Origin of the sequence: Bacteroides sp. MSK.20.82 (assembly GCF_019052485.1) — a bacterium.
GTDB lineage: Bacteria > Bacteroidota > Bacteroidia > Bacteroidales > Bacteroidaceae > Bacteroides > Bacteroides thetaiotaomicron.
Map to the genome: position 1 here is coordinate 72,616 of NZ_JAHQUN010000001.1, position 26,672 is coordinate 99,287.

At 41.5% G+C, this 26,672-nt stretch carries 25 protein-coding genes, 1 tRNA gene and 1 riboswitch; of the genes, 7 read left to right on the forward strand and 19 right to left on the reverse strand.

Translation table 11 applies throughout. The features are described from left to right. Positions 1–4: 4 nt before the first annotated feature. From KTR07_RS00365 to KTR07_RS00380, 4 genes are read right to left on the reverse strand one after another with little or no spacing between them, the layout of a single operon-like run. The gene (locus KTR07_RS00365) at positions 5–799 is read right to left on the reverse strand and encodes a DUF6048 family protein (RefSeq protein ID WP_008764712.1); all 795 of its coding nucleotides are present in this window, start codon (positions 797–799) and stop codon (positions 5–7) included. Next, a complete protein-coding gene (locus KTR07_RS00370) occupies positions 735–1,286 on the reverse strand; it encodes a DUF6452 family protein (RefSeq protein ID WP_011109333.1) in 552 nt (183 codons plus the stop codon). The genes KTR07_RS00365 and KTR07_RS00370 overlap by 65 nt, the downstream gene beginning before the upstream one ends. 20 nt (positions 1,287–1,306) lie before the next feature. Beyond that, positions 1,307–2,257 (reverse strand): glycosyltransferase family 2 protein, encoded by a 951-nt coding sequence (locus tag KTR07_RS00375; protein ID WP_008760322.1) that lies wholly within the window; start codon positions 2,255–2,257, stop codon positions 1,307–1,309. Between the two features lie 23 nt (positions 2,258–2,280). Next, entirely contained in the window at positions 2,281–2,832 is a 552-nt protein-coding gene (locus tag KTR07_RS00380; RefSeq protein WP_008760323.1) for a DUF4199 domain-containing protein, read from the reverse strand. A gap of 314 nt (positions 2,833–3,146) precedes the next feature. Here KTR07_RS00380 and KTR07_RS00385 point away from each other — a divergent pair. Next, positions 3,147–3,220 (forward strand) — tRNA-Thr (locus KTR07_RS00385). A 68-nt stretch (positions 3,221–3,288) separates the two neighbouring features. Here KTR07_RS00385 and KTR07_RS00390 read toward each other — a convergent pair. The 11 genes from KTR07_RS00390 to KTR07_RS00440 form a co-directional block, all read right to left on the reverse strand. After that, positions 3,289–3,993, reverse strand: a complete 705-nt coding sequence (locus KTR07_RS00390) for a LytTR family DNA-binding domain-containing protein (RefSeq protein WP_008764714.1) — start codon at positions 3,991–3,993, stop codon at positions 3,289–3,291. Position 3,994: 1 nt separating this feature from the next. Further along, positions 3,995–5,035, reverse strand: a complete 1,041-nt coding sequence (locus KTR07_RS00395) for a sensor histidine kinase (protein ID WP_008764715.1) — start codon at positions 5,033–5,035, stop codon at positions 3,995–3,997. A 179-nt stretch (positions 5,036–5,214) separates the two neighbouring features. Then, positions 5,215–7,494, reverse strand: a complete 2,280-nt coding sequence (locus KTR07_RS00400; RefSeq protein WP_254306522.1) for an outer membrane beta-barrel family protein — start codon at positions 7,492–7,494, stop codon at positions 5,215–5,217. Between the two features lie 189 nt (positions 7,495–7,683). After that, positions 7,684–8,769 (reverse strand): hypothetical protein, encoded by a 1,086-nt coding sequence (locus KTR07_RS00405; protein WP_008764717.1) that lies wholly within the window; start codon positions 8,767–8,769, stop codon positions 7,684–7,686. Positions 8,770–8,776: 7 nt separating this feature from the next. Beyond that, entirely contained in the window at positions 8,777–9,184 is a 408-nt protein-coding gene (locus KTR07_RS00410) for a hypothetical protein (RefSeq protein WP_008764718.1), read from the reverse strand. Then, positions 9,181–9,744, reverse strand: a complete 564-nt coding sequence (locus KTR07_RS00415) for an RNA polymerase sigma factor (protein ID WP_008764719.1) — start codon at positions 9,742–9,744, stop codon at positions 9,181–9,183. Before KTR07_RS00415 ends, KTR07_RS00410 begins: the two co-directional genes overlap by 4 nt. 128 nt (positions 9,745–9,872) lie before the next feature. Further along, positions 9,873–11,153 carry a phosphopyruvate hydratase gene (gene eno / locus KTR07_RS00420; RefSeq protein ID WP_008760327.1) on the reverse strand — a complete coding sequence of 427 codons (1,281 nt, stop codon included), beginning with the start codon at positions 11,151–11,153 and terminating at the stop codon, positions 9,873–9,875. 179 nt (positions 11,154–11,332) lie between these two features. Further along, on the reverse strand, positions 11,333–11,995 hold the full coding sequence (locus KTR07_RS00425; protein WP_008764720.1) for a pentapeptide repeat-containing protein: 663 nt from the start codon (positions 11,993–11,995) through the stop codon (positions 11,333–11,335). A 20-nt stretch (positions 11,996–12,015) separates the two neighbouring features. Then, the gene (gene crcB / locus KTR07_RS00430) at positions 12,016–12,390 is read right to left on the reverse strand and encodes a fluoride efflux transporter CrcB (RefSeq protein ID WP_008764721.1); all 375 of its coding nucleotides are present in this window, start codon (positions 12,388–12,390) and stop codon (positions 12,016–12,018) included. A 27-nt stretch (positions 12,391–12,417) separates the two neighbouring features. Further along, positions 12,418–12,480, reverse strand: a riboswitch (Fluoride riboswitch). A gap of 17 nt (positions 12,481–12,497) precedes the next feature. Continuing rightward, entirely contained in the window at positions 12,498–13,274 is a 777-nt protein-coding gene (locus KTR07_RS00435; RefSeq protein ID WP_008764722.1) for a hypothetical protein, read from the reverse strand. Positions 13,275–13,285: 11 nt separating this feature from the next. Continuing rightward, positions 13,286–14,122, reverse strand: a complete 837-nt coding sequence (locus KTR07_RS00440; protein ID WP_008764723.1) for a hypothetical protein — start codon at positions 14,120–14,122, stop codon at positions 13,286–13,288. Between the two features lie 902 nt (positions 14,123–15,024). Between KTR07_RS00440 and KTR07_RS00445 the strand changes: the two genes are divergently transcribed. The 6 genes from KTR07_RS00445 (at position 15,025) to KTR07_RS00470 (ending at position 24,135) form a co-directional block, all read left to right on the forward strand. Beyond that, a complete protein-coding gene (locus KTR07_RS00445) occupies positions 15,025–17,184 on the forward strand; it encodes a glycoside hydrolase family 97 protein (RefSeq protein WP_008764740.1) in 2,160 nt (719 codons plus the stop codon). 164 nt (positions 17,185–17,348) lie between these two features. Continuing rightward, positions 17,349–18,758: an amidophosphoribosyltransferase gene (locus KTR07_RS00450; RefSeq protein ID WP_008764741.1), complete on the forward strand. Its 1,410-nt coding sequence runs from the start codon at positions 17,349–17,351 to the stop codon at positions 18,756–18,758. A gap of 119 nt (positions 18,759–18,877) precedes the next feature. Then, entirely contained in the window at positions 18,878–20,101 is a 1,224-nt protein-coding gene (pepT, locus tag KTR07_RS00455) for a peptidase T (protein WP_113748684.1), read from the forward strand. Positions 20,102–20,150: 49 nt separating this feature from the next. Continuing rightward, entirely contained in the window at positions 20,151–21,236 is a 1,086-nt protein-coding gene (gcvT, locus tag KTR07_RS00460) for a glycine cleavage system aminomethyltransferase GcvT (protein ID WP_113748683.1), read from the forward strand. 150 nt (positions 21,237–21,386) lie between these two features. After that, positions 21,387–23,660, forward strand: a complete 2,274-nt coding sequence (locus KTR07_RS00465; protein ID WP_113748682.1) for a cation:proton antiporter — start codon at positions 21,387–21,389, stop codon at positions 23,658–23,660. A gap of 49 nt (positions 23,661–23,709) precedes the next feature. Beyond that, positions 23,710–24,135 carry an HIT family protein gene (locus tag KTR07_RS00470; protein ID WP_004309783.1) on the forward strand — a complete coding sequence of 142 codons (426 nt, stop codon included), beginning with the start codon at positions 23,710–23,712 and terminating at the stop codon, positions 24,133–24,135. 74 nt (positions 24,136–24,209) lie between these two features. On the opposite strand, the gene KTR07_RS00475 is transcribed toward KTR07_RS00470, so the two are convergent. From KTR07_RS00475 to KTR07_RS00490, 4 genes are all read right to left on the reverse strand, one after another. Beyond that, positions 24,210–24,632, reverse strand: a complete 423-nt coding sequence (locus KTR07_RS00475; protein ID WP_008760336.1) for an RNA-binding S4 domain-containing protein — start codon at positions 24,630–24,632, stop codon at positions 24,210–24,212. A 101-nt stretch (positions 24,633–24,733) separates the two neighbouring features. Then, positions 24,734–25,300 carry an aminoacyl-tRNA hydrolase gene (pth, locus tag KTR07_RS00480; RefSeq protein ID WP_032813877.1) on the reverse strand — a complete coding sequence of 189 codons (567 nt, stop codon included), beginning with the start codon at positions 25,298–25,300 and terminating at the stop codon, positions 24,734–24,736. A gap of 138 nt (positions 25,301–25,438) precedes the next feature. Next, positions 25,439–26,029 (reverse strand): 50S ribosomal protein L25/general stress protein Ctc, encoded by a 591-nt coding sequence (locus KTR07_RS00485; RefSeq protein WP_055217140.1) that lies wholly within the window; start codon positions 26,027–26,029, stop codon positions 25,439–25,441. 136 nt (positions 26,030–26,165) lie between these two features. Next, complete coding sequence (locus KTR07_RS00490) at positions 26,166–26,570, reverse strand: PUR family DNA/RNA-binding protein (RefSeq protein ID WP_008760338.1); 405 nt, start codon at positions 26,568–26,570, stop codon at positions 26,166–26,168. Positions 26,571–26,672 lie beyond the last annotated feature (102 nt).

Genomic DNA, 26,672 nt, shown 5'->3' on the forward strand with positions numbered 1-26,672 from the left:
TTCTTTAAAGAGGTAATTTGTAAATGAGGGAATAGGTAATTCCCATGTTATTTGATTTAAATTTTCCGTAGCCGGGCACATACCAAGGGTTGGCGTATTCATTGGTCGAAGCATTTGTCTTATATTTCATGCGTACAGACCAGCCCATATTGAAATTCTTGTAAATGCGTACTTTGACACCTACCACTAATTCAAACCACTGCATAGACCCTTTCATCCCTAAATGACTGAAAGGAACGCTTCCTCCCCAGTAGTCGTCTTCCAGACTCGGATTTCCGATACTTCCTCCCCAAATCGGATCGTCAACCGGCAGGGTCGATACATCATACTTGAATGAACTGAACGCATAGCGGAGACCTACATATAGATAGCTGTTTTTCTCCTTTTTCTTTGCCATCGTATTATAGTCTACACCAATCCGGAAGAATGGGGCGGTCTTACTTTTGTAGTGTATTCCCGTTTCATTCCATGTATCTGTTCCTCCCATACCAAACTCGATGGTCGGGATAAACTTGTTTTTAAGGTTGACGCCTATGCTGACTTCGGAACTCATGAAGTCGCCACCTAGCATTTTACTTCCGATGCCGTATATGTCCACACCGACATACGTCCCATTATAAAACGGGATGGTATCGACTACAGCCTCTTTCTTCTTCTGGTCTCTTTTTTGTACGGGAGTCGGTCGTTGTTGTTGAGCAATTGTCGGGATTCCAATACAAAAGAGGAGTAGCACACTACTCAATCGTAGGAGGCGTGCGGTCGCGATATCTATAGAATATTTGTAAATTCTCAATTTCATTTGTATTGGCTTCTTTATTTTGTATATGTAGAGAATCTATTCTTTCCGAACTATTTTTGGTATTTCCAAATTTGGTACTGAGAATGTTCTGCTTCATCATATATCCGCATTCCATTGATTGAAAATACGGTGTGTTTTTTTGTATAATATATAATGTATCAACATCTTTTTTGTTAGTAGGACTATTCGGATTGTACCAGAGTATAAATACAGTAGTATCGCTGGTATAGCGTAACGGTAACATCAGCGTATGTACTTTTTTCTGGTTGTTGAGAATGATTGAGTCTGTTCCCAATGCTGTAATTGTTAATGAGTCCAGTGTGTCATTTACCCTGAGATCGGTTATCTCGTCAATTGTGTACAATGTGCAGTACATCATGGGGCGTCCCGCCAGCGAGCAATCATTTTCGTCCGAACACGAACTGCCGATGCTTATACCTGCACCAACAATTACTACTATTAAAAAGATACGAATTAAATTCTTCATAATCGGTTATTGGGCGTGAATTAAATTTTCTTTTCTATCTGATAATTGTTCCGTTCGGGGGCATTACGTGAGATCAGTTCTCCCAGGAATCCGGCAAGGAATAACTGTGTACCGATAATCATCGCTGTGAGCGATAGATAGAAATAAGGAGAATCGGTTACAAGCCGGTAGGGGAGACCGTTGTACATTGCGTGCAGTTTGCTGACACCTACCATGATAACGGAGATCATTCCGATAAAGAACATAAGCGATCCTAATAATCCGAAGAAATGCATCGGCTTCACTCCGAATTTAGACAGGAACCAAAGAGAAATCAAATCCAGATATCCGTTGAAGAAACGGTTGAATCCGAATTTGGTAGAGCCATATTTACGTGCCTGGTGGTGTACTACCTTTTCACCTATCTTCTGGAATCCGGCATTCTTTGCAAGGTAGGGGATATAGCGGTGCATTTCGCCATATACTTCGATGTTTTTCACGACATCTTTGCGATAGGCTTTCAGACCGCAGTTGAAGTCGTGCAGGTTTGGAATACCTGATACTTTACGTGCGGTAGCATTGAATAACTTTGTCGGCAGTGTCTTTGATAGCGGATCATATCTTTTTTGCTTCCATCCGGACACCAGATCGTATCCGTCTTCCGTAATCATCCGGTATAACTCCGGTATTTCGTCCGGGCTGTCCTGTAAGTCGGCATCCATTGTGATCACCACATCTCCTTGTGCTTCTGCAAATCCGCAGTAGAGTGCGGGTGATTTACCGTAATTGCGGCGGAACTTGATGCCTTTTACGCAGTCCGATTGGGCCTTGAGTTTTTCTATTACCTCCCATGAACGGTCTGTACTTCCGTCGTTAACGAAAATCACTTCGAATGAGAATCCGTTGGCTTTCATTACCCGTTCTATCCAAGCGTAGAGTTCGGGCAGTGACTCTTCTTCATTGAATAATGGGACTACAACTGATATATTCATTTTTAATAATTATGAATTACGAATTATGATTGGGCCGGGGTATTGTTTTCCGGTCGTGCTTTCTTCATTACCATCAATCCGGTAGGAATGGCCAGTAAACTTCCCCAGAATACATCCCATGACAGGAGTTGCATGGTAATATTGATGGAAGTAAGTGAACGGGCAGTATCTATCGTTTCTTTTATTATCTCTTGATTTTCCATCAAAGCGGGTGTTTTAGTCATCAGTTCGTCCCATAACTGGATATAGGAGTTGATGATAAAGCCGTGGTCAATGAACTGGAAATAGGCGTAGTGTGCAACGGCTACCAGCAGGGAAGCAAACATATACATGAATATGGTAAAGAGAACCGCATGAGAGAATTGGATACTTCCTCCACATATTTTGTCACGATACATCTTCACGTAGTGATAACCAATGAACGGCACTGCCAACGTCAGGATTACAAATAATAGTGAAAGGAAAGGGATGTGAAATCCCAACGGAAATAAAATGAACTTCAATATCCAATAGATTCCCATATACGTGCCAAAGTGCATGGCATATTTCTGTAAATAGCTTCTGTTCTCTGTCATCTTCGTTAATAAATTGCGCACAAAGGTACAAATAATATCGGTTGGTAAAGGGAATATGGTTGTTAAAGTTAATAAAGCAGTAAAAGTTGGCACTCGAATATTTTTTTTGATTTTTAATTGCTTGAAACGTAGAGTATTACTTCCTTTTATGCAAAAAAGTTACCTACAGCTATTGCAGAATCCATAAAAATGCCTACCTTTGCAACCGCAAAACGGGTAAGTCCTATACGGCCAGCTCCCTTCGAATCCTCCAGGGCTTGATCGCAGCAAAGGTAGTTGGTTGTAGCGGCGCGATATAGTAAGCTTACCCACCCGCCTCTTTAGCTCAGTTGGCCAGAGCACGTGATTTGTAATCTCGGGGTCGTTGGTTCGAATCCGACAAGAGGCTCAGAAAGAAAAAAGCATTCAGGTATTTTACTTGGATGCTTTTTCTTTTATATCCTGTGTCGCTCCGGTTTAGCTTTTGATTATTAGCCGGTTATTCAGTATCAGGTTGAAGATACTGTCTCTGAAGGTCCGGGCTACTGGTATTTTGTAAGAGGAGAGGGTCAGCTGATTGCCGTCAATAGCAGTAACCTTTTCAAGATTCACAATATATGAGCGGTGAGTCTGTTGAAAAACATCCTTCGGCAATGAATCATTGAGTTGTTTCAGAGTAGTATACACTACTTCCTTGCATGAGACTGTCTGAATGACAACATAGTTTTCCATGCTTTCAATGTAGAGAATATCCTTGAACAGAATCTTTTTTAATAGTTTGTTGCTCTTCACAAATATATAATCATTCTTTTCTTTTTGCTCCGTTTGTAACAAATCGTAGATTTTGTTGACAGATTTGATAAAACGATCGAAAGATACAGGTTTTAAAAGATAATCCACTACATTAAACTCATATCCTTTTAGGGCGTATTGTTCATAAGCTGATACAATAATAACTTTGGGCGGATTTGTTAGATTAGACAACAGTTCTATACCTGTCATTTCGGGCATTTCGATATCAAGAAACAGAAGGTCTATTTCTTGGGTCTTCAGTATTGTATTTAGTTGGACGGCATCTTCACACTCTCCGGTCAAGGTGAGGAAATCTACTTTTTCGATATACCCTCGCAAGCCTTTTCTTGCTATAGGTTCATCATCTGTAATGATACATTTTATTTTCATATCAATCAGTGTTTATGGTTAATTTAGCGATAAACATATGGTCTGTTTGTTTGAAGTCTAAGCTGTATTTTTCAGGATACAGAAGGTCAAGCCGGCGTTTTAAATTCTCAATGCCTATCCCTTTCTCTTTTTTGTTGGCAGTAGATGGGGAGGAGGATATTGAATTTTTTATCTCAGACTGAATCTGGTTTCCGTCAACTTTGATTTCCAGTTTTATTTTGTAATCTCCTCTTACGTATTTGAAAGCATTCTCGATCAGTGGCTGAAGTAATAAAGGATGTATTTTTTGCTCTTTTAGTTGCGGGTCGAAATATAAATCCAACATAAGCCTTTCGCTCATCCGCAATTGCTGAAAGGCAATATATGATCTCAGGTAATTTATTTCCTGTTCCATCGTCACTTCCTTTTCTATATCATAAAGCTGATATCGCAACAGGTCGGAGAGCTGCTCGATACTTTGTTTGGCTACTTTGTTATTCTCATCCACTTGAAAATAGATGGTATTTAAAGCATTGAACAGGAAATGCGGATGATATTGGGATTTCAGAAATTTAAGTTCGGTCTCCAGTTGGTCGACTTTTACTTTTTCTAATTGAAGGCTTTGCTCGATAAGACTCTTGAATAAAATTCTATTGCGTATCATTATATAATATAGAAACGCCAGGAGAGCTCCTGTCACATTGATCAATGCCGATTCGCCCCATTTGAAAGTCCCGGCCATCGTTATGCAAAACATAATGAATGTATGCATGATATTTAGGAAGACGAAGTTTATCAGAAACACCCATACGTATTCTTTCCAGTTTGCTTTCTTCTCATCTTTGCTTTTGTCGATAAAGAAGCGGGCTACCCGCTTAAAAATATAGTTTAAAAGATAGAAGTAAGCAACAGTGATGCCCAATGCCTGTAAACGTGCTTTTACGGCAAAAGTATCCAGTTCCCATATTCGCTCATTATAAGCGATATCTACAATAATAAATACGCACAAGGAAAGTGGCAGTATTATAAATAGGGTGTTAATCCATTCGTACTTTAAGTTCATTAGTTGCTATTTTAATCTTTGATACTACAAACCTATCCGTTTACTTTCTTCTATTCTGTTTTCATTCTGAGATTTCTTAATCTCTTTGCCTCGATTGAAACGATAACTGAGCGATATGCCTATCATTCTGCTGTCGTTTTTTTCCTGAGACGCGTAATACAGATAGTTAGTCTCCATACTTACATGGGGCGGTTCGAATGAAATATATCATGTGCGTAAATATACAAACTAAATTTGTTATTGCACAGGTTTTTGCGGACTCCGAGAGATATTGTCCATAAAGGTTTCACTCTGGTCTGTCCTTCAATCATTTCTCCACTATAAAATCCGAGGGCTTCCGCATCCCAGCCGTATGGTAATGTAAATTGATTGCTGATATGTAGCATGGGTGTTGTCACTTCATTTTTTAGTGTTTTCCCAAGTGTTGCCCAACTGAATTTCTTATAAGTTAAAGATCCGTTTATATGGGATGTCCACCATTGGAATGGTTTTAGGTTATTCAAGCCGGCTCTTACTCCGAATGAGTTATTGCCTGATAAATTTTGCGGCATTAGTAAGACACGGTTATTATCTTCGACTAAAAAACTTAACGAGATAGGATCACTCCTGTGAGAGTAGAATACATTGAATGAATATCGTTTTTTGAGTAGCCATGAGATTTCTATATTATCTATTAGTTCTGGTCTTAATTCGGTATTTCCTTGTTCATATAAAAACTGGTCTCTGACCTCAACGAAAGGATTCATATTTCTGTAATTGGGGCGGACGATGCGACGGCTGTATGCCATAGACAAATTATGATTTTCGGAAAGCTGATATTGAACCATCAAAGTAGGGAAGAGGTGTACATAGCTTTGGTTGAATACCGAGTCCTGAACGGCTGAATTATAATTGCTTTTTGTATATGTACTTTCTAATCGTAAGCCTATTTCTGTTGAAAATCTGGCAGACCATTTAGCGTTTAGCTGAAGATACCCTGCGTAGATATTCTCATGATAAGCAAAACTACTGCTGAGATCACTGTCTTCTCTCCAATCACCGGCAATCAGGTTTTTGTATAAGGCATCACTGCTTATATGTACGAAAACCGATTTGAGCCCGGTGGTTATTCCGAACTTGTCAGAGATATCATAGCTCAAATTAGTTTGTCCGCTGTATATTTTAATGTCCCCATTGGTTATACCGGACAATGTGTCTCCTTTTACCGGATGAATACCTGTCTGAAAAAAGGATTTCAGCAGATGGTTATCCTCTTGATTAAAAAGCTGATAATCAAAAGAAGCATCCCATTTTCCTGTTTTCGCAAATTTGTATATCATGTTCGCTCCCCCTATGATATTGGTGTAGCTATAGTCCGGTGTGCTTAACGCTGTTAAGGTTGAGTCGCTTTGAGTCTTGTCGTTATTAAAAAAGTCAGATACAGTCACTTCTTGTTTGTTCCTATTGAGCCAGCTTGATGAGAAGTATGTTCCGATGGCTATCTTCTCCGACAAGTCATAATCGACCCCTGTTTTGATATAATGCCCTTTGTATTGCCGGTTTATATCACTATCAAAATCTTTTCTCAGTTCAAGAGGTTTTAAAGTCATCGGATCCAGGTAATGACCGGAAACCGATAGTTCTATAAAATCTTTTCCCCAATAATAAGAATAGTCGGCATACATATTCAATTTATTGTGGTGAAAGTTCAGAGTCAGGTTTTCATTCCCTTTAGTATGTTTTCCTTGTTCCAGACCGGAGGAAGCTGTAAGGCTTATACCTTGTTCTTTGATTTTCTTTTTTTGAATGTTAATGATGCCCGAACTGCCTGAAGCATCGTGTTTTGATGATGGCTGGGATATCAGTTCTATATTTTCAATAGAACTGGCAGGGATGGAGCGCAGGTAATTGATGAGGTTCTCTCCCGATAAATAGGTCACTTTATCATCCATTAAAACATTCGCCCCTGATTTGCCATTAAGAATAATTGTTCCGTCATTCTGAACGATTACTCCCGGTAGTTTTCTCAGTGCATCCAGTATATTACCGTCCGTACTCAATAGGGCAGATGATAAGTTGACTGTCATCTTTCCCGGTTCGGCCTTGATTGGAGGGCGCTTGCCGATTATATTTACAGTAGACAATATATAAGAATCTTCTTCCAGTGTAATGTCACCCAATTCCAGATTCATGCTTTCCTTGATCTGCAGGGGGATATTTGCTTTCTTATATCCGATCATTGACAAGGAAAGAAAGTAATTGCCCGATTTGACATTTATCATTTTAAATCGTCCGTCCAAGTCGGAGGTCGTCCCTGTTATATAGGTAGAGTCCATACCGTTTGATAACAATATTGTCGCGCCGACTATGGGTGAACTGTCGTTATTGGTTATTTTACCCGATATGACTGACTGTGCGGATATGCTGATTGTCTGAATCAGCAGCATAAGCAGGAAATAGATTTTAAGAGTCTTCATCATTTAAATAGTTTAATTGATTTCTGACCTCAAAATTACCCTGATGGTTTCGCGTACTCAAATTAATCTGATGAATGGAATGATTTACTTGATGAAACGAAAAGGCTTATCTGCTATACAGTATGATTATCAATCATCCGGTTGAGGACTGCTGCAAGAGTCTGAAAACGACGATGCTATTTGTTACTGCTTTTATGATCTCCTCCTGTATAATTTGATGAAAATTCCTAAGACAAACAGCATCATGAATAAAGTAATCCCGAATGCCCAGTAATTAATGACCCGTGACTCTGCGGTAAGTATATAATCACCAGCGAGAAGCCGGAAGCCGTCTATTTTCCAAATGACTACATTATCTTTCAGAACTTTGGCGTTAGAGGTGAGCAGTCTGCCCGGCAGTGTCAACTCAAATTGTATAGCATGATAGAAGACTTCGGCGATGTTGATTTTCTCTTCGCACAGGGCATCCATCATTTCTTTATTTGTTTTATAAAGGTCCGAAAAGTATTTCGTACTGCAAGCTTTATCAAACATACCGCAGACCTCCTCGATATCAGCGTCTCCCATACTGTCGCCTTTTTCTGACGAATGTTTCTTGTAGACAGAATCTTTCAATTCCTCCAGACACTGCAGGCAAGCGGTATCTCCTTGTAAAGAAGTGAAGTGGCGGATGACTTCCCAATTGATCTCATAGACATTGCGGTTATACCATTCTCCGAATTTAGCTTCGAGTTTATCCAGTTTATCATTCATTTCGATGCCGTTCATGCCTCTGAAGGCATCATCGTTTCCATGAAGCCAAATCATTTGCTCTTCCTTATTCAGATAATTGTCAAGAGGTACAGGACCTTTGTCCTGAAGTTCTTTGTAAGTGGCGGTATATATATAATAGGTATAGAACCATCTGAAACTCTTCTTTACCCGTTCCATAGGTATAGCCATGGCACTCAGATGCTCTTTACCTTTGTCAACAGTGAAGTATTCTCCATCTACTCCGGAGAGTTTTTGGCAGGCTTTTACATTCAGCTTTTCTTCTTCGCCCCAGAAGTTGAATTTAATTGTAGAGTCTAGATTTACTAATTGCCAGTTGGCATTCGGTTGAAACAGAAATGGATTATGTGTCTTATCTCCTGCGATGAAAGCGGAATCACCTTGTGCATAGATTTCTCTGTACATACTTCCGTCCCTTTCAACCCGTGAAGTCATCCGATAATAGGTGCTGCAAGAAGTCATGCTAAGTAACAGTAGCATGGTTATTAAGAAATAGTTGGTTTTCATATTCTGTCTATTTTAATCGTTTTTTTTTGATGACTTGTAAGATTTGCATCTTCCGGGATTTCCGGTGTTGTATATATTGAGAGGATAGATAAGTATTCTTTTCCAGCAGTCGCATTTCTTCCCAGTTGTCAGGTAATGGAATGCTGTTTGACCAGTTATCATATTCATTTTGCATTTCTGTCCGGTGAGGGACAGAAGTGAAGCAAGTGTCATTGATGAATAGCAGGAGTAATAATGAGGCGGCAATGCCGGATGCCCATGCTCCTATGAGAAACTTTCTCCGTTTCCTTTCCGGTGAGATCCCGGATATTCTGTTGAGGATGGTAGCGGTCAGTTCCTCCGGATTTTCCAATATCGGCTGGTTACTTTTGACTTCGGTCAGCCATTTTTCATACTGTTTATCTTCTTGTTTCATAAGTCGGGATCTATTTGATTCATTTTATTACGTATGTTCTTTCTGGCAAGGTACAAGGTACTTTTTATCTTTTCGGGCGATAATCCTGTGATAATCTGTACTTCTGCTACCTCCAACTCTTCGACATCCCGAAGCGTGAAAACGAGTTTCTGCTGGGGAGGCAGTTCGTTGGTATATCGCAATATCAGTTCTTTCAACTGCTTGTTGGAAAGAGATATCTCAATATGATCGTCAGAAGGAATATTTACCGAATCGGAAAAGGCGGATTCATTATCCAGCGGAGAATGGCGTAACGAACGCAAACGGTCGTAACAGGTGTTACAGGTGATTTTGTAAAGCCAGGTTGACAGGCGGTTTTCCTGATTGTACGTTTTCAGGGATAACCATACTTTTACAAATGTTTCTTGTGTTATGTCTCTGGCTTCCTCTTCATCACAAAGTAAACGGAAAGCTAGTCGGAATACCAGTGGCTGGAATTCTGAAACCAGTAGGGCGAAGGCCCTTTTGTCGTCCTGCTGACTTCGGCTGACCAGTTCCTGTATTTTTTCCTGATTCATCATTATTTATTCCTGTTTACTATATGATACGTAGCAAAATGCTTCAGGTCGTTTGTAAGTCATCAAATATATAAAAAAATCCCCGGACAACACATTGCCCGGGGGAAAGATATCTGAAAAGAGAATAAAGATTATTTGATTCTCTTATATCCGTATACAGCCAAGTCACCGAGTTCTTCTTCGATGCGGAGCAGTTGGTTATATTTAGCCATACGGTCCGAACGGCTTAATGAACCGGTCTTGATCTGTCCGCTATTCGTAGCTACTGCGATGTCTGCAATCGTTGCGTCTTCCGTTTCGCCGGAGCGGTGGGAAGTGACAGTCGTATAGCCATGACGGTGAGCCATTTCGATAGCGTTCAGAGTTTCGGTCAGCGAACCGATTTGGTTTACTTTGATCAGGATAGAGTTTGCACATCCCTTCTCGATACCCATTGCGAGGAAGTCAACGTTCGTAACGAACAGGTCATCACCTACCAACTGGCAGCGGTCGCCGATACGTTCAGTCAGTTTCTTCCAGCCTTCCCAGTCGTTTTCGCTCATACCGTCTTCGATGGAGTCGATTGGGAATTTGTTGATCAGTTCTTCCAGGTAGTCGATCTGTTCTTCGGCGGTACGTTTCTTGCCTTTGGCACCTTCAAACTTGGTATAGTCGTAGATACCGTCATGGTAGAATTCGGAAGAAGCGCAGTCCATACCGATCATTACGTCTTTACCTGGTTCGTATCCGGCAGCTTTGATGGCTGCGATGATAGAGTTCAGAGCATCTTCCGTACCTTCGAGGTTAGGAGCGAAACCACCTTCGTCGCCTACGGCAGTGCTGAGGCCACGATCTTTCAGTACTTTCTTCAAAGCGTGGAATACTTCGGCGCCCATTCTCAAACCTTCTCTGAATGAGGGTGCACCTACCGGACGAATCATGAATTCCTGGAATGCGATAGGAGCGTCACTGTGTGAACCGCCATTGATGATATTCATCATCGGTACAGGCATTACGTATGTATTTGTTCCGCCGATATAGCGATAGAGAGGGAGATCAAGATAGCTGGCTGCTGCTTTGGCTACAGCGAGAGATACGCCAAGAATAGCGTTAGCACCTAGATTGGACTTGGTTTTAGTACCGTCGAGTGCCAACATTGCGTAGTCGATTCCTCTTTGGTTGAGAGAAGACATACCGATCAGTTTCGGAGCAATGATCTTGTTTACATTGTCCACCGCCTTTTGTACGCCTTTGCCACCGTAACGTTGCTTGTCACCATCACGAAGTTCGAGTGCTTCATGTTCACCTGTGGAAGCACCTGACGGAACAGACGCACGTCCCATGATACCTGATTCCAATACTACGTCAACTTCTACTGTGGGGTTACCTCTTGAATCGAGAATTTCTCGAGCTACAATTTTTTCTATTTTCATCGTTTCTATTGTTTTGAATAATATTTTTGCAAAAGTACGGACTTGACAGAGAGTGGGAAATCACTATAAATAGGTATTCTTTCGAATCATACTCCCTAGATGTCATTAGTCCGGTCTTATTAGATAACAATGTGACGATGCTTTTTGTTTGAATGCGGATGGATGAAATTGGCAGAATTCTAGTCTTCGATAATAACTCCCAACAGCGGAAGCAAGTCCATGGCCTGCAAGGAAGTAATGACAGCTCCTTTCAGGTCGCTGATATTAAGTGTTATTCCGCCGATGCGCGAAGTACGCAGGTCGATTCCACGGAGCGGAGCATGAGAAAAGTCAGCTTCTACCAAATCACAACTGTCGAAGGCGACGGAAGAGAAACGGCAGTCATTGAAACTTCCGTTCCGGAAATGGCAGTGCGAGAAGCGTACCTGATTCATTTTGCTCATCGCCAGATTGATGTAAGAGGCATTACAGTCATGCAATAAAACATGATTCATGGTCGTCTCTGAAAGGTTGGTTCCTAGTAATTTGCAGGCAATGAACTCTACCCGGTAAAGGGAGCTTTCTGCAAAAGATATATTGGACAGGTCGCAGTTCTCAAACCGTATATCTGCCAGCTGAGAAGAACGGAATTTACATTCGCTGAATGTCTGATTCCGGAAAGTGCAGTTCTTGAAACTCTTGTAAGACTTGCTGATTCCCTCTTCTCTTCCTTTGCTGAATATGAGATTTGAGACGGTTTCCTCTTTTTCGAGCAGTTCTTGCAAGGTGCTTGTACTGACTTCCTGTTCCTCCATCATGGGAGGAGCCACACGGACGGGCTTGGCTGCATTTCTTTTGATCATATGATGTAGATATGTTATGTTTATTGTTTTACAAGTGAATATCCCAAGTACAGCATAATGAATCCTACAAACAAGCTGAGGCCTACATAGAGTGAGAGGTAGAAGAAATTATCGTCTTTGATTAACTGAAAGTTCTCATTCATGAAGGTTGAAAAGGTGGTGAATCCTCCACAGAATCCTACGGTGAGAAACATTCTCAGATTGGGGTTCATCAGATTTCCCCGTTCGAAGAGTCCGTAAAACAGGCCGATGGCGAAACAACCGAGTACATTGACCAGAAGTGTTCCCAAAGGGAAGGAAGGTGTCAAGAAATTCTGAACGTAACGCGAGATGAGATAACGCAGAACGCCTCCGGTAAAACTTCCCATACCGATAAAGAGTAAAGTCTTGAGCATAAGCTGACAATTTAAGAGTTATACATTCAAATTGTAGGGATCATCAGCTCCGAAGGGCGGTTAAAGGCTAATCCCATAGCCGGTGCAAAGATAGAAAAAAGATAAAACTATTTGCAGAAGGCTTCAAAATCTTTTTCAAATTGTTTGAACCCTCCGGTGTAAACCTTATCTATCCGTTCGGAAACAATGGATGAGTCATCTTTGTTTTGAAAGGAGAGTACAAAATCACGTAATATCTGCCGGGGAACTTTCTCGATCCAGAAAGTGACGAGTGCATGAGAGAGGATATAGGCGTATTGTTCGTCGGTTCTTTGCTGCTTCATAAATTCCTTTTGGCGGCTGTTGATAAAGGTGAGCAGATCAATGTCCCCCAACATATATATAGTGCGGATTCTTCCTTTTTCGTAATCGGTAAACGTGTGCTGAAGTCCTTTTTTATTAACTTTACAATGCTCAAAATATTCGGCAAGTCCCTCGTTGAACCATATCGGAGGACGTCCTGCCGTGATTTGCAAGGTGAGGTGATGGCTCAGTTCGTGATAGATGACGCCCAGACCTTGTTGGTATTCTTTTTCTCTGCTTAATATGATGGCCTTTTGTAATCTGGATATATACATTCCGTTTGTACTTTTGGGAGGATGTATATTGAATTTGTTCAGATAGACCAGCGCATCTTCCCTTTTGTTGAATACAGTCAATTGAAGATTAAGCGTATCGGGAAGTCCGAATTGTGCATAAAATTCGACTTCATATTGGAGGGTCTGTTCAATCTTCCGGCGTTCTTTGTCCGTAAGCGGGTCGCCTTCATAAGAGATTCTTACAGTCTGCGCATGGAGCAGGTCGCAAAGGCAGATGAAACAGAGGATAAGATAAAATATACGCATATTGTTTCCCTTTATTTTGAGTATTTCTGCTTCTGAAATTTCTTTTTTTCACGTTTGCTCATTTCGAGCATAATCAGTTCATCATCTGTGGCAGATTTATAGGCTGTTTTCTCCTCCAGTTTTACATCCCCCTTGTCCGTGCGGAATACAGGAGTAAAGTGAGAATATGGATAACCTAAGAAGCCGTTTGCATCGAATTTATTGTTATCAAGAAAAAAATAAGAGATGGATACTCCGAGTACTCCGGCTATCCCAATGGGTTGCCCGGTCATGACTTCTTCACCCGTCTGGATGAAGTTTTGACGCATCATAAGGTAAGCGGCAAAGGTATGGTCGGGGTGGTATATCAACAATTGCTGTGGCAGCACTGTCGCACAGGCGACTCCTCTGCGGGTTGCATAGACGGTGTCTCCTTCCTGAATTTGGAATATCATAGTTTTGGCAGATTCCTGAGGAGCGATCTGCCATTGTGTTTCTTCGCCGGTCTTTACAGGAAGTGCATAAGGAGTACTGATCTGAAAGTCTTTGGGGAATTGACCGCGGAAGAACATATACCTGCTTGAAGTCTTGAAAGAATTGCTGGCATTGGAGCCTTTCTCTATTCTGAATACCGTGTTCTTTCCGGGGTTCAAATTGTATGAACGATCATTTTCGCGGAAAAGGTAGTAACTGCACAGGTCTCCGTTGTAATAGTTTAATTCTGTTCCTCCTTCCGGAGTTTGCTCCCATTTCGATTCAATAATGCGCGGAGGCATTTCCATTAATTTTCGCAGAGACTGTGCGGAGGCATAAACGGTAGATAATGTTGTAAGAAGTACCAATGTCGTATATCTGAAGTGCTGTGTCATAATAGTAATATTAGATTATGTGTTATAAAGTAAGATATTTTGCTTGCAAATTTATCAATTATATGCTAATATCATAGCATACTTTGAACTTTTTTGTCTCTGGTATTCAGATTAGATGTAAATTTTAGGATAATTCAATCCGAACCCATGCGGATATTGTATTTTGAACTATATTGTATTCCTTGTCATTGGGCGGTTGTTAGTGTTTTATCTGACTGTCTTTTCTATGATATCCTGCTTATATTTGTATCTTTTCTACCTTTCATCTTTATCGTTCCACTAGAGTGAACAGGTCTGTTCACTCTAGTGATGAGAACTCTTCACAAGAGTGATGAGATCTGTGCACTGGAGTGGAACGATGGTAATATCCCTTCAAAAATACAGTATTAATAGATGATATACATACCCACATACTATATGTTATATACAAAGTAGCGGTAGGTTCCATGTTCTGTAAGGCTTGCCATAGTACAATGGATTATCGGCTTTGAGACGAATGAGAGATAACTGAAATATGAATGAGAGGTAGTCAAAAAGAAAGCTATTTGATGAGGAAATGATGAGAGATAACTATTTAAAAAGTATCTCTCATTCTGTATTGTGCTGATTGTCTATATATTAGTTGTCATAGGATGAGAGTATGAGATTAAAATATTTTTTTTATTTCTGAAGAGAGGCGGGGAAATAAAGAAAAATCCCGTTTGTCGGATGTGAAAAGGTGCTATATTGCTCCATGTAAGCACTATATTTTTTCTGTTGAAGTACTTTGGTATATGCTTTATTGATAGGTATTTATCAGTGTTGAAACATTCGGAAACGCTATATTTTAATTATAATCCGAAGTGGCGCTTGCTATTCCTCACTACATTTGCCATATGATTATTAACTAATTCATTTATATCATGAAGAACATGAAAATATTAACTACGGCAGTACTCTGTCTGTTACTCTCTTTTTCTATGGGTGCAACGGCAATGGCAGAAAGTATCACTTCTCCTGACGGACAATTAAAACTGGATTTTTCGGTCAATGTTCAGGGAGAACCGGTATACGAACTTACTTATAAAGGAAAGGGAGTGATTAAACCATCAAAGTTGGGACTTGAGTTGAAGAATGATCCGGGACTGATGAATGGGTTTGCGTGCATCGATACAAAAACTTCCACCTTCGACGAAACTTGGGAGCCGGTGTGGGGAGAAGTGAAATCCATTCGCAATCATTATAATGAAATGGCTGTCACACTGAATCAGAAGGCGCAGGACCGGAATATGATCATCCGTTTCCGGCTTTACAATGATGGATTAGGTTTCCGCTATGAATTTCCGCAGCAGAAGAATCTGAATTATTTTGTTATTAAGGAAGAACATTCGCAGTTTGCCATGACGGGTGACCATACTGCCTTTTGGATTCCGGGAGATTATGATACCCAGGAATATGATTACACAGAATCCAGACTAACAGAAATCCGTGGACTGATGAAAGGGGCTATTACCGACAATGCTTCTCAAACGTCTTTTTCACCAACAGGCGTGCAGACATCTCTGCAAATGAAAACAGCCGACGGTCTGTATATTAACCTGCACGAAGCCGCTTTGGTAGATTATTCCTGCATGCATCTCAATCTTGATGACAAAAAACTGATTTTTGAATCATGGCTGACACCGGATGCAATGGGAGATAAAGGTTATATGCAGACACCCTGTCAGTCTCCGTGGCGTACGGTGATTGTGAGCGATGATGCACGCGATATCCTTGCTTCCAAACTGACCTTGAATCTGAACGAACCATGTGCTTATCAAGATGTTTCTTGGATTAAACCGGTGAAGTATATCGGTGTGTGGTGGGAGATGATTACCGGAAAAAGCAGTTGGGCATATACAGATGATGTTTATTCCGTCAAACTCGGACAGACGGATTACTCAAAGACAAGCCCTAACGGACGTCACGCTGCCAACAATGACAAAGTAAAACGTTATATCGACTTTGCAGCGCAGCATGGTTTCGATCAGGTATTGGTAGAAGGCTGGAATGAAGGCTGGGAAGATTGGTTCGGCAAATCAAAAGATTATGTGTTTGATTTCGTCACTCCCTATCCGGATTTCGACGTGAAGATGCTAAACGCATATGCCAAAGAGAAAGGGGTGAAGCTGATGATGCATCATGAAACATCTGCCTCCGTGCGTAACTACGAACGCCATCTGGATACGGCCTACCAATTTATGGTTGACAACGGATATAATGCCGTGAAAAGTGGTTATGTTGGCAATATCATTCCTCGGGGCGAACATCACTATGGACAATGGATGAACAACCATTATCTATATGCCGTGACGAAAGCCGCCGATTATAAAATCTGTGTGAATGCGCACGAAGCTGTACGTCCTACTGGATTATGCCGTACTTATCCCAACCTGATCGGCAATGAATCGGCACGGGGGACGGAATATGAAGCTTTTGCCGGTAATAAACCTTTTCATACTACTTTGCTTCCATTCACTCGGCAGATCGGCGGCCCGATGGATTATACACCGGGTATCTTCGACACGAGAATTTCTTTTCTGGATGGGAAGCATAGCGTTGTACGTACTACTCTGGCGAAACAACTGGCTCTTTACGTAACAATGTACAGTCCTTTGCAGATGGCTGCCGATTTGCCGGAAAGTTATGAGCGTTATCCGGATGCTTTCCAGTTTATTAAAGATGTAGCCTTGGACTGGGATGACAGCAAATATCTGGAAGCCGAACCGGGGGATTATATTACAGTAGCCCGCAAAGCAAAAGGAACCAATCATTGGTTTGTTGGCGGTATTACTGACGAAAACTCCCGTACTGCCGCGTTTACTCTTGATTTTCTGGAACCGGATAAAGAGTATGTGGCTACCCTGTATGCCGACGGAAAAGAGGCTGACTACGAAAAGAATCCGACTTCCTATCAGATAAAGAAAGGGATCGTTACGAATAAAACAAAGATGTCCGTCAAGCTGGCACGCAGCGGTGGTTTTGCATTGAGTCTTATCGAAGCAGCTCCATCCGACCGGAAATCAATTAAGAAATGGAAATGAGACGCGACTAAAACGATTGTTCAATCTTCTTTGTATTTTTAATAAAATTTAGAAGTACTCCGCAAAGAAAATTAAAACTTTGCGGAGTGCTTTTTTTATCGGATGGATTCTTTTTTGTACTTTTGCGCCATCTTTTTTTAAACATTATCAATAAAGAGAACAACATGGGAGGTTTTTTCGGAACAGTCTCGAAATCGAGTTGCGTGACTGATTTATTCTATGGTACAGATTATAACTCACATCTGGGTACAAAGCGGGGCGGACTCGCGACTTATAGTCAGGAGAAAGGATTTATTCGCTCCATTCACAATCTGGAAAGTACATATTTCCGATCCAAGTTTGAAGGAGAGCTTGATAAATTTAAAGGCAATGCCGGCATAGGCATTATCAGCGACACAGATGCACAACCCATTATCATCAATTCCCACCTCGGCCGCTTCGCCATCGTCACAGTCGCTAAAATATCGAATATCCAGGAACTGGAAGAAGACCTTCTCAACCAAAATATGCACTTCGCCGAACTTAGTTCGAGCAACACCAATCAAACGGAACTCATCGCACTGCTTATCATACAAGGAAGAACCTTCACCGAAGGTATCGAGAACGTATTCAAACATATCAAGGGTTCTTGTTCTCTGCTGATTCTGACAGAGGATGGCAGTATTATCGCGGCTCGTGACCAATGGGGACGTACTCCGGTGGTGATCGGCAAGAAAGATGGTGCGTATGCCGCTACCAGCGAGTCATCCAGTTTCCCGAATCTGGATTATGAAATCGAAAAGTATCTGGGACCGGGGGAAATAGTACGCATGTATCCCGATCATATCGAGCAGCTTCGCCAACCGAATGAAGGAATGCAGATTTGTTCTTTCCTTTGGGTGTATTATGGTTTCCCGACCTCTTGTTATGAGGGCAAAAATGTAGAGGAAGTCCGTTTCACCAGTGGAATGAAGATGGGACAGAAGGACGAATCGGAAGTGGATTGTGCCTGTGGTATCCCTGATTCGGGAGTAGGTATGGCGTTGGGTTATGCGGAAGGTAAAGGAGTTCCTTATCATCGTGCCATTTCAAAATATACACCGACATGGCCTCGTAGCTTCACACCCAGCAATCAGGAAATGCGTTCGCTGGTTGCAAAGATGAAGCTAATTCCGAATCGTGCCATGCTTCAGGGAAAGCGTCTGCTGTTCTGTGATGATTCGATTGTGCGTGGAACACAGTTGCGTGATAATGTGAAGATTCTATATGATTATGGAGCGAAAGAGGTACATATGCGTATCGCTTGCCCTCCGTTGATCTATGCTTGTCCGTTTGTGGGTTTCTCGGCTTCTAAGAATGCTTTGGAGTTGATTACCCGTCGTATTATTAAAGAACTGGAAGGTGATGAGAATAAGAATCTGGAGAAATACGCCACTACGGGGTCTCCCGAATACGAGAAAATGGTTAGTATCATAGCCGAGCGTTTCGGACTGACTTCATTGAAATTCAACACGCTTGAGACTTTGATTGAAGCTATCGGGCTGCCGAAATGTAAAGTGTGTACGCATTGTTTTGATGGTAGCAGTCACTTTTAAGTAATATACTGAGAAAAAAGAGCCGTGAATTGTTTGTCAATTCACGGCTCTTTTTTTACCTTTACGGCACTATAAACTATCAAAATGTAAATTGCAAATCATTAAATCGTAAAATAGATATGACTTTAGTAGACAGATTTTTGAAGTATGTGAGCTTTGATACACAGTCGGATGAATCAACAGGGCTTACTCCCAGTACTCCGAAACAGATGGTATTCGCTGAATATCTGAAGACTGAACTGGAATCTTTGGGGTTGGAAGATATTACTTTGGATGAACATGGCTATCTTTTTGCCACGCTTCCTGCTAATATAGATAAAAAAGTACCCACTATCGGGTTTATCGCTCATATGGATACAAGTCCTGATATGACAGGAAAAGATGTAACTCCACGTATTGTAAAAGGCTACGATGGGACGGATATAGTGCTTTGTGCCGAAGAAAATATCATTCTTTCTCCTGCACAATTTCCGGAACTGCTCGATCATAAAGGAGAGGATTTGATTGTAACAAACGGCAAGACGCTGCTTGGTGCGGATGATAAAGCGGGAATTGCCGAGATTGTATCGGCAATCGTTTATCTGAAAGAACATCCCGAAATCAAACATGGAAAGATTCGTATCGGATTCAATCCGGATGAGGAAATCGGTGAAGGTGCGCATAAGTTCGATGTCGGGAAGTTTGGCTGCGAATGGGCGTATACGATGGATGGTGGCGAAGTAGGGGAACTGGAGTTTGAAAATTTCAATGCTGCCGCTGCAAAGATTACTTTTAAAGGACGTAATGTACACCCCGGATATGCAAAGAATAAGATGATAAACTCGATTCGTGTCGCTAATCAGTTTATCGCGATGTTGCCATCCATGGAAACACCGGAGCAGACTGAAGGGTATGAAGGATTCTATCATCTGATCAGTATTCAGGGAGATGTGGAGCAAAGTACAGTGTCTTATATCATTCGCGACCATGACCGTGCCAAGTTTGAGAAACGCAAGGAAGAAATAAAACGTCTGGTTGCGCAGGTCAACACCGAATATGGAGAAGGTACGGCTACACTTGAATTACGTGACCAATACTATAATATGCGTGAGAAAATAGAACCGGTGATGCACATCATCGACACTGCTTTCGCAGCCATGGAGGCGGTAGGAGTGAAGCCGAATGTGAAGCCGATTCGTGGCGGTACGGATGGAGCGCAGCTTTCATTCAAAGGTTTACCCTGCCCGAATATTTTTGCCGGCGGTCTTAATTTCCACGGACGTTATGAGTTTGTTCCTATTCAGAATATGGAGAAGGCAATGAACGTCATTGTGAAGATTGCCGAACTGGTAGCTTCCAAGTGATTACATTCCACGAATATCAATTTATTACTTAAAACTTAATACACAAAAAATGAAAACCACTCCGTTTACAGAGAAACACATTGCATTAGGTGCTAAAATGCACGAATTTGCAGGCTATAATATGCCTATCGAGTACTCTGGAATTATTGATGAACATCTGACTGTTTGTAATGCGGTCGGGGTATTTGATGTATCCCATATGGGAGAATTCTGGGTGAAAGGGCCGCAAGCGTTAGCCTTTCTTCAGAAGGTGACTTCCAATAATGTGGCGGCACTTGTTCCCGGTAAGATACAATATACCTGCTTCCCTAATGAAGAAGGGGGAATTGTAGATGACTTGCTGGTATATTGCTACGAGCCGGAAAAATATCTGCTGGTAGTGAATGCGGCCAATATAGAAAAGGACTGGAACTGGTGTGTTTCTCATAATACGGAGGGGGCGGAGTTGGAGAATTCTTCCGATAATATGGCGCAGCTTGCTGTTCAAGGGCCGAAGGCTATTCTTGCTTTGCAGAAGTTGACGGATATCGATCTGTCGGCTATTCCTTATTATACATTTACCGTTGGCCGGTTTGCGGGGAAAGAGAATGTGATTATCTCCAATACCGGATATACCGGTGCCGGAGGTTTTGAACTTTATTTCTATCCGGATGCTGCTGAGGCGATATGGAAAGCTGTGTTTGAGGCGGGGGAAGAATTCGGTATCAAGCCGGTGGGACTGGGTGCCCGTGATACGCTTCGTTTGGAAATGGGCTTCTGTCTGTATGGTAATGATCTGGATGATAAAACTTCACCGATTGAAGCTGGATTGGGATGGATCACTAAGTTTGTGGAAGGTAAGGAGTTCATCAACCGTCCGATGCTGGAAAAGCAGAAGGCAGAAGGAACTACCCGCAAACTGGTTGGTTTTGAAATGATTGACCGAGGCATTCCTCGTCATGGCTATGAACTCGTGAATGGGGAAGGGGAAGGTATAGGCGTGGTGACTTCCGGAACAATGTCCCCCACCCGCAAGATTGGTATTGGTATGGGATATGTGAAACCGGAATATGCCAAAGTTGGCACGGAAATTTGTATTGATATGCGTGGACGTAAATTGAAGGCAATAGTGGTGAAGCCACCTTTTAGAAAATAAATCTTGAGTTTATAAAATTTTTAGCCCTGGATAGGTTTTGATACTATCCGGGGCTAAATCATTTTATGATGGTTGATGTGAAACATATCCGTGAATCTGTTGTTTATACGATAGATTTATTTTAATTTTGTCACCAAATACGATGAAACAATGTCTCAATTACCTACACTCATTGCCGATCTTGCGCTGATATTGATCTGTGCCGGCGTTATGACTTTGTTGTTTAAGAAGTTAAAGCAACCTTTGGTGTTGGGATATGTGGTTGCCGGTTTTCTGGCAAGTCCGCACATGCCTTATACACCATCAGTAATGGATACCGCCAACATTAAGACATGGGCGGATATTGGCGTTATCTTCTTGTTGTTTGCTCTTGGTCTGGAGTTCAGTTTTAAGAAAATCGTAAAAGTCGGAGGTTCTGCTATCATCGCTGCCTGCACCATCATCTTTTGTATGATATTGCTGGGGATAGGTGTCGGTATGGGATTCGGCTGGCATCGGATGGACAGCCTGTTTCTAGGTGGTATGATTGCGATGTCTTCTACCACTATTATTTATAAGGCGTTCGATGACTTGGGACTGAGGAAGAAGCAGTTCACCGGGCTTGTACTGAGTATTCTGATTTTGGAGGATATACTGGCTATTGTATTGATGGTAATGCTTTCTACGATGGCGGTAAGTCATAACTTTGAAGGTACCGAGATGCTGGAGAGTATTGGGAAACTGCTGTTCTTTCTTATTTTGTGGTTTGTAGTAGGTATCTATCTGATTCCGGAGTTTTTGAAGCGTTGCAGGAAACTGATGGGAGAGGAAACTCTGCTTATCGTATCATTGGCACTGTGTTTCGGTATGGTAGTGATGGCAGCCAATACAGGGTTCTCTGCTGCATTCGGTGCGTTTATCATGGGATCTATTCTGGCGGAAACGATCGAAGCGGAATCTATCGACCGGTTGGTGAAGCCGGTGAAAGATCTTTTTGGCGCAATTTTCTTTGTATCGGTGGGGATGATGGTCGATCCTGCTATGATTATTGAATATGCAATACCTATCATTGTGATTACGATAGCAGTTATTTTGGGGCAGGCTACCTTCGGAACATTCGGCGTGATTCTTTCCGGCAAACCTTTGAAGACGGCTATGCAGTGTGGTTTCAGTTTGACTCAGATTGGTGAATTTGCGTTTATTATAGCTTCATTGGGTGTATCTCTGCACGTGACGAGCGATTTCTTATATCCGATAGTGGTAGCAGTTTCTGTGATAACCACTTTCCTGACTCCTTATATGATTCGTCTGGCTGAACCGGCTTCTTCTTTTGTGGATGCTCATTTACCCGCTTCCTGGCGAAAGTTCTTAATGCGTTATTCTTCGGGCTCGCAAACAGCACTTAATCATGAGAATTTGTGGAAGAAGCTGTTGCTGGCAATGGTACGCATAACTGTGGTATATTCAATAGTCAGTATATCCATTATTGCACTGTCTTTCCGTTTTGTCGTCCCATTCTTTAAGGAGAACCTGCCTCATTTCTGGGCGTCATTATTGGGGGCTGTCTTTATTATCCTTTGCATTTCGCCTTTCCTGCGTGCTATCATGGTGAAGAAAAACCATTCGGTGGAATTTATGACCCTGTGGCATGATAACCGTGCCAATCGTGCACCATTGGTGTCTACTATTGTCATACGTATTATGATTGCGGCGTTATTTGTTATTTTTGTGATATCGGGATTGTTTAAGGCATCTATTGGATTGATTATTGGAGTAGCTGTGCTTGCAGTCCTGTTGATGGTATGGTCGCGTCGTTTGAAAAAGCAATCTATATTGATAGAACGGCGTTTCTTTCAAAATCTGCGTTCCAGAGAAGTGCGTGCGGAATATTTGGGAGAGAAGAAACCCGAATATGCCGGACGTCTGTTATCGCATGATCTGCATTTGGCGGATTTGGAGATTCCGGGGGAATCCACTTGGGCGGGAAAAACGTTGATGGAACTAAATTTGGGAAAGAAATATGGCATTCATATCGCTTCTATCCTGCGAGGGAAGAGAAGGATTAATATTCCCGGTGGCTCGGTGCGTCTTTTTCCTATGGACAAGATACAGGTAATAGGAACGGACGAACAATTGAATGTATTTAGCAGTGCCATGCAAAGTGGTGCGAAGATAGACTGGGAGATGTATGAGAAGGGAGAGATGACTTTGAAGCAGTTTATTATTGATGCAGACTCCGTTTTTCTGGGTAAAACAATCCGTGAATCGGGTATACGGGATAAGTATCATTGTATGATAGCCGGTGTGGAACGGGAAGATGGAACTCTGATGGTGCCGGATGTAAATGCACCGTTCGAAGAGGGAGATGTAGTGTGGGTTGTCGGTGAAAAAGAGAACGTGTACCAATTAGTCGATCAAAAAAACGAAAAAATACAGGTGAAATAAAAGCAGAACGACTATTTTTGCTTTGTCAAAACATAAAAATAAGAATATCATGAAGAGTGATCCAAAAGAATGTCTGTATTGCCAGAACAATGAAACTTTGCATAATCTGATGATTGAGATTGCGCAACTTAGTGTATCACGTGTGTTTTTGTTTAAAGAGCAAACTTATCGGGGGCGTTGCCTCGTTGCTTACAAGGATCACGTAAATGATTTGAACGAATTGAGCGATGAAGACCGTAATGCATTTATGGCTGATGTGGCACGTGTTACCCGTGCAATGCAGAAAGCTTTCCAGCCGGAAAAGATCAACTATGGTGCTTACTCAGATAAATTATCTCATCTGCATTTCCATCTGGCTCCGAAATATGTAGACGGACCTGATTATGGTGGTATATTCCAGATGAATCCGGGAAAAGTTTATTTGACCGATGCTGAATATCAGGAACTAATTGATGCTGTGAAAGCAAATCTCTAACCAATAGTTGGTAAAATAGTGAACGGTGAATAAACTTGTAACTTCATGCTATAAGTTTATTCACCGTTCATTATTTACTTATCTTCGTCGAAATCAAAGTCGAAATCAAAATCATCCATAAATTCCGGAGCTGTGAATTCCTCCAGACTTCTGCGGTCTTTTTTGGTTGGACGTCCGGTTCCCCGTGCGCGATCAATGAATCCACTGATTTTACTCATTTCCAATAGTTCGTATTGGTCGGGAGTGGTAACGTTTTCCATTACATCGGGTACAAGTTTGGCACCTACTCGTTTTTCGATAGCTTGCAACACTTTGAATGAATAGGTGATAGGCGGTTTCTTAACTTGAACCACATCACCCGGCTTTATCATGCGAGATGCCTTTACGTATGCTCCGTTGATAGTGACACGGTTCATCTTGCAGGCTTCGGCGGCAATTGTGCGTGTCTTGAAAATACGAACAGCCCACATCCATTTATCTATTCTTGCTTCTGCCATATGTTGATAATTTATTAATTAACAGTGTACCATGTGTCATGGTGGAGTACTTACTGACCGTTTGCATATATACGCTGTGAAATAATCAATTGTAAATACTCCTATTTCTTATTGAACTGGTTCATGGTAATATCAATACCTGCCAGACAGAAACTTTTAATGATTTCTCCGGCAGTTTCCAGTCTTTCATCCATTGTCTTGCGATCTTCGTCAGTAAAGTGTCCGAGTACATAATCAATTTGTCCGCCTTTGGGGAAGTCATTTCCGATACCAAAGCGTAAACGGGCATAGTTTTGAGTTCCTAAAATGGCTGCTATGTGCTTCAGACCATTATGTCCGGCGTCACTTCCTTTTCCTTTCAGACGCAGAGTACCGAAGGGGAGAGCCAAATCATCTACTACTATTAACACATTTTCCAATGGGATGTTTTCTTTTTGCATCCAATAGCGAACAGCCAGTCCGCTCAGGTTCATGAAAGTTGACGGTTTGAGCAGGATTAACTGGCGTCCTTTGATCGAAAAACTAGTGGTAAATCCGTAGCGTCCGTCAATAAAGGGAGGAGCATTGTTGATTCTTGCCAATGCCTCTACTGTCATGAAACCAATATTGTGCCGGGTTTCATGATATTCGGGTCCAATGTTTCCTAGTCCGACAATTAGATATTTAATCATTGTTTTTTCGTAAAAAACAGTTCGTGAATATGAAAAGAGAAACGCAGATTAACGCAAACTAATGCAGACTGAACATCTGCTTTAATCTGCATTAATCTGCGTTTTGCTATATCTCTTTACAGGGATAATCTCAAATTACTTTCCAGCGGCTGCTGCTGCACCTCTTGCTGCACGAGTCAACTTAACAGCACATACAACTGCTTCCTTAGCGCTGATCAGTTCAAGACCTTCAAAGCTCAGTTCGCCAACTTTAACAGTCTTACCCAATCCCAGGTGAGATACGTTAACAATCAGTTTTTCAGGAATTACATTGTACAGAGCTTTCACTTTGATCTTACGCATCTGCAATGCAAGCTTACCACCGGCTTTCACACCTTCTGCAAGACCTTCCAGCTGTACCGGAACTTCCATAACGATAGGTTTAGCTTCGTCAATCTGATAGAAGTCAACATGAAGAATGTTGTCTTTTACCGGGTGGAATTGAATATCTTTCAGGATAGCGTTTACTTTTTTGCCATCGATATCCAAATCTACTACGTAAATGTGCGGAGTATAAACCAAGTTACGAAGACCTTCGTTAGTCACTGTAAAGTGAACAACTTCACCGGCTCCGTAAAGTACACAAGGTACACCACCGTTCTTACGAATTTCTTTCAAAGCTCTTGCTTGTTCCGAAGAGCGTTCTGCAATAGTTCTTGCAGTTCCTTTTACTTCAATTGATTTCATTTCTTAAAAAATTGTGTTACTCTAAATTAAGTTATTTTGCTTAATTCACCATTACACGATGTGGATTATCACATGATGTTGCAAAAAAGCGGTGCAAAAGTACTGTTTTTTTTTGAAATATCAAAGAGTTACCTCTTTAAAAGTCAATATCAATCTTAATTTCGTTTTCCAGCTTGTCCTCTTGTGCTTCTTCGGCAAGAGCTTCCTGTTCTCTTTTTATATCAGCTTCTTCGTTCAGGCGGCTGATGTAATCGTTCATGTCACTGTGGTTAATAAAACTGATGGCTTCTGTCAATCCTGCCATAAATTTCTGAAAATCCTCCTTATATAAGAAGATTTTATGCTTTTCGAAGCTAACTTGAGAGTCATCTCCTTCTCCCATCACCACTTTCTTACTCTCCGTAATAGCTAAAAACATTTCATCTTTACGGTTCTTCTTCACATCGAGGTAATAGATGCGTTTACCTGCTTTGATGGACTTGGAGAAAACGATCTCCTTATCATTCATGTCTGCGTTCATTTTCTTTTTAAAATCTTCCATATCATTGGGTCCGTTAATAATCGGCCTCAAAATTGGATATTTTTTTTAAACTGTCAAAAGAAAAAGCGCAGAGAATCAAATACTGCATTAAAAAATGTGATT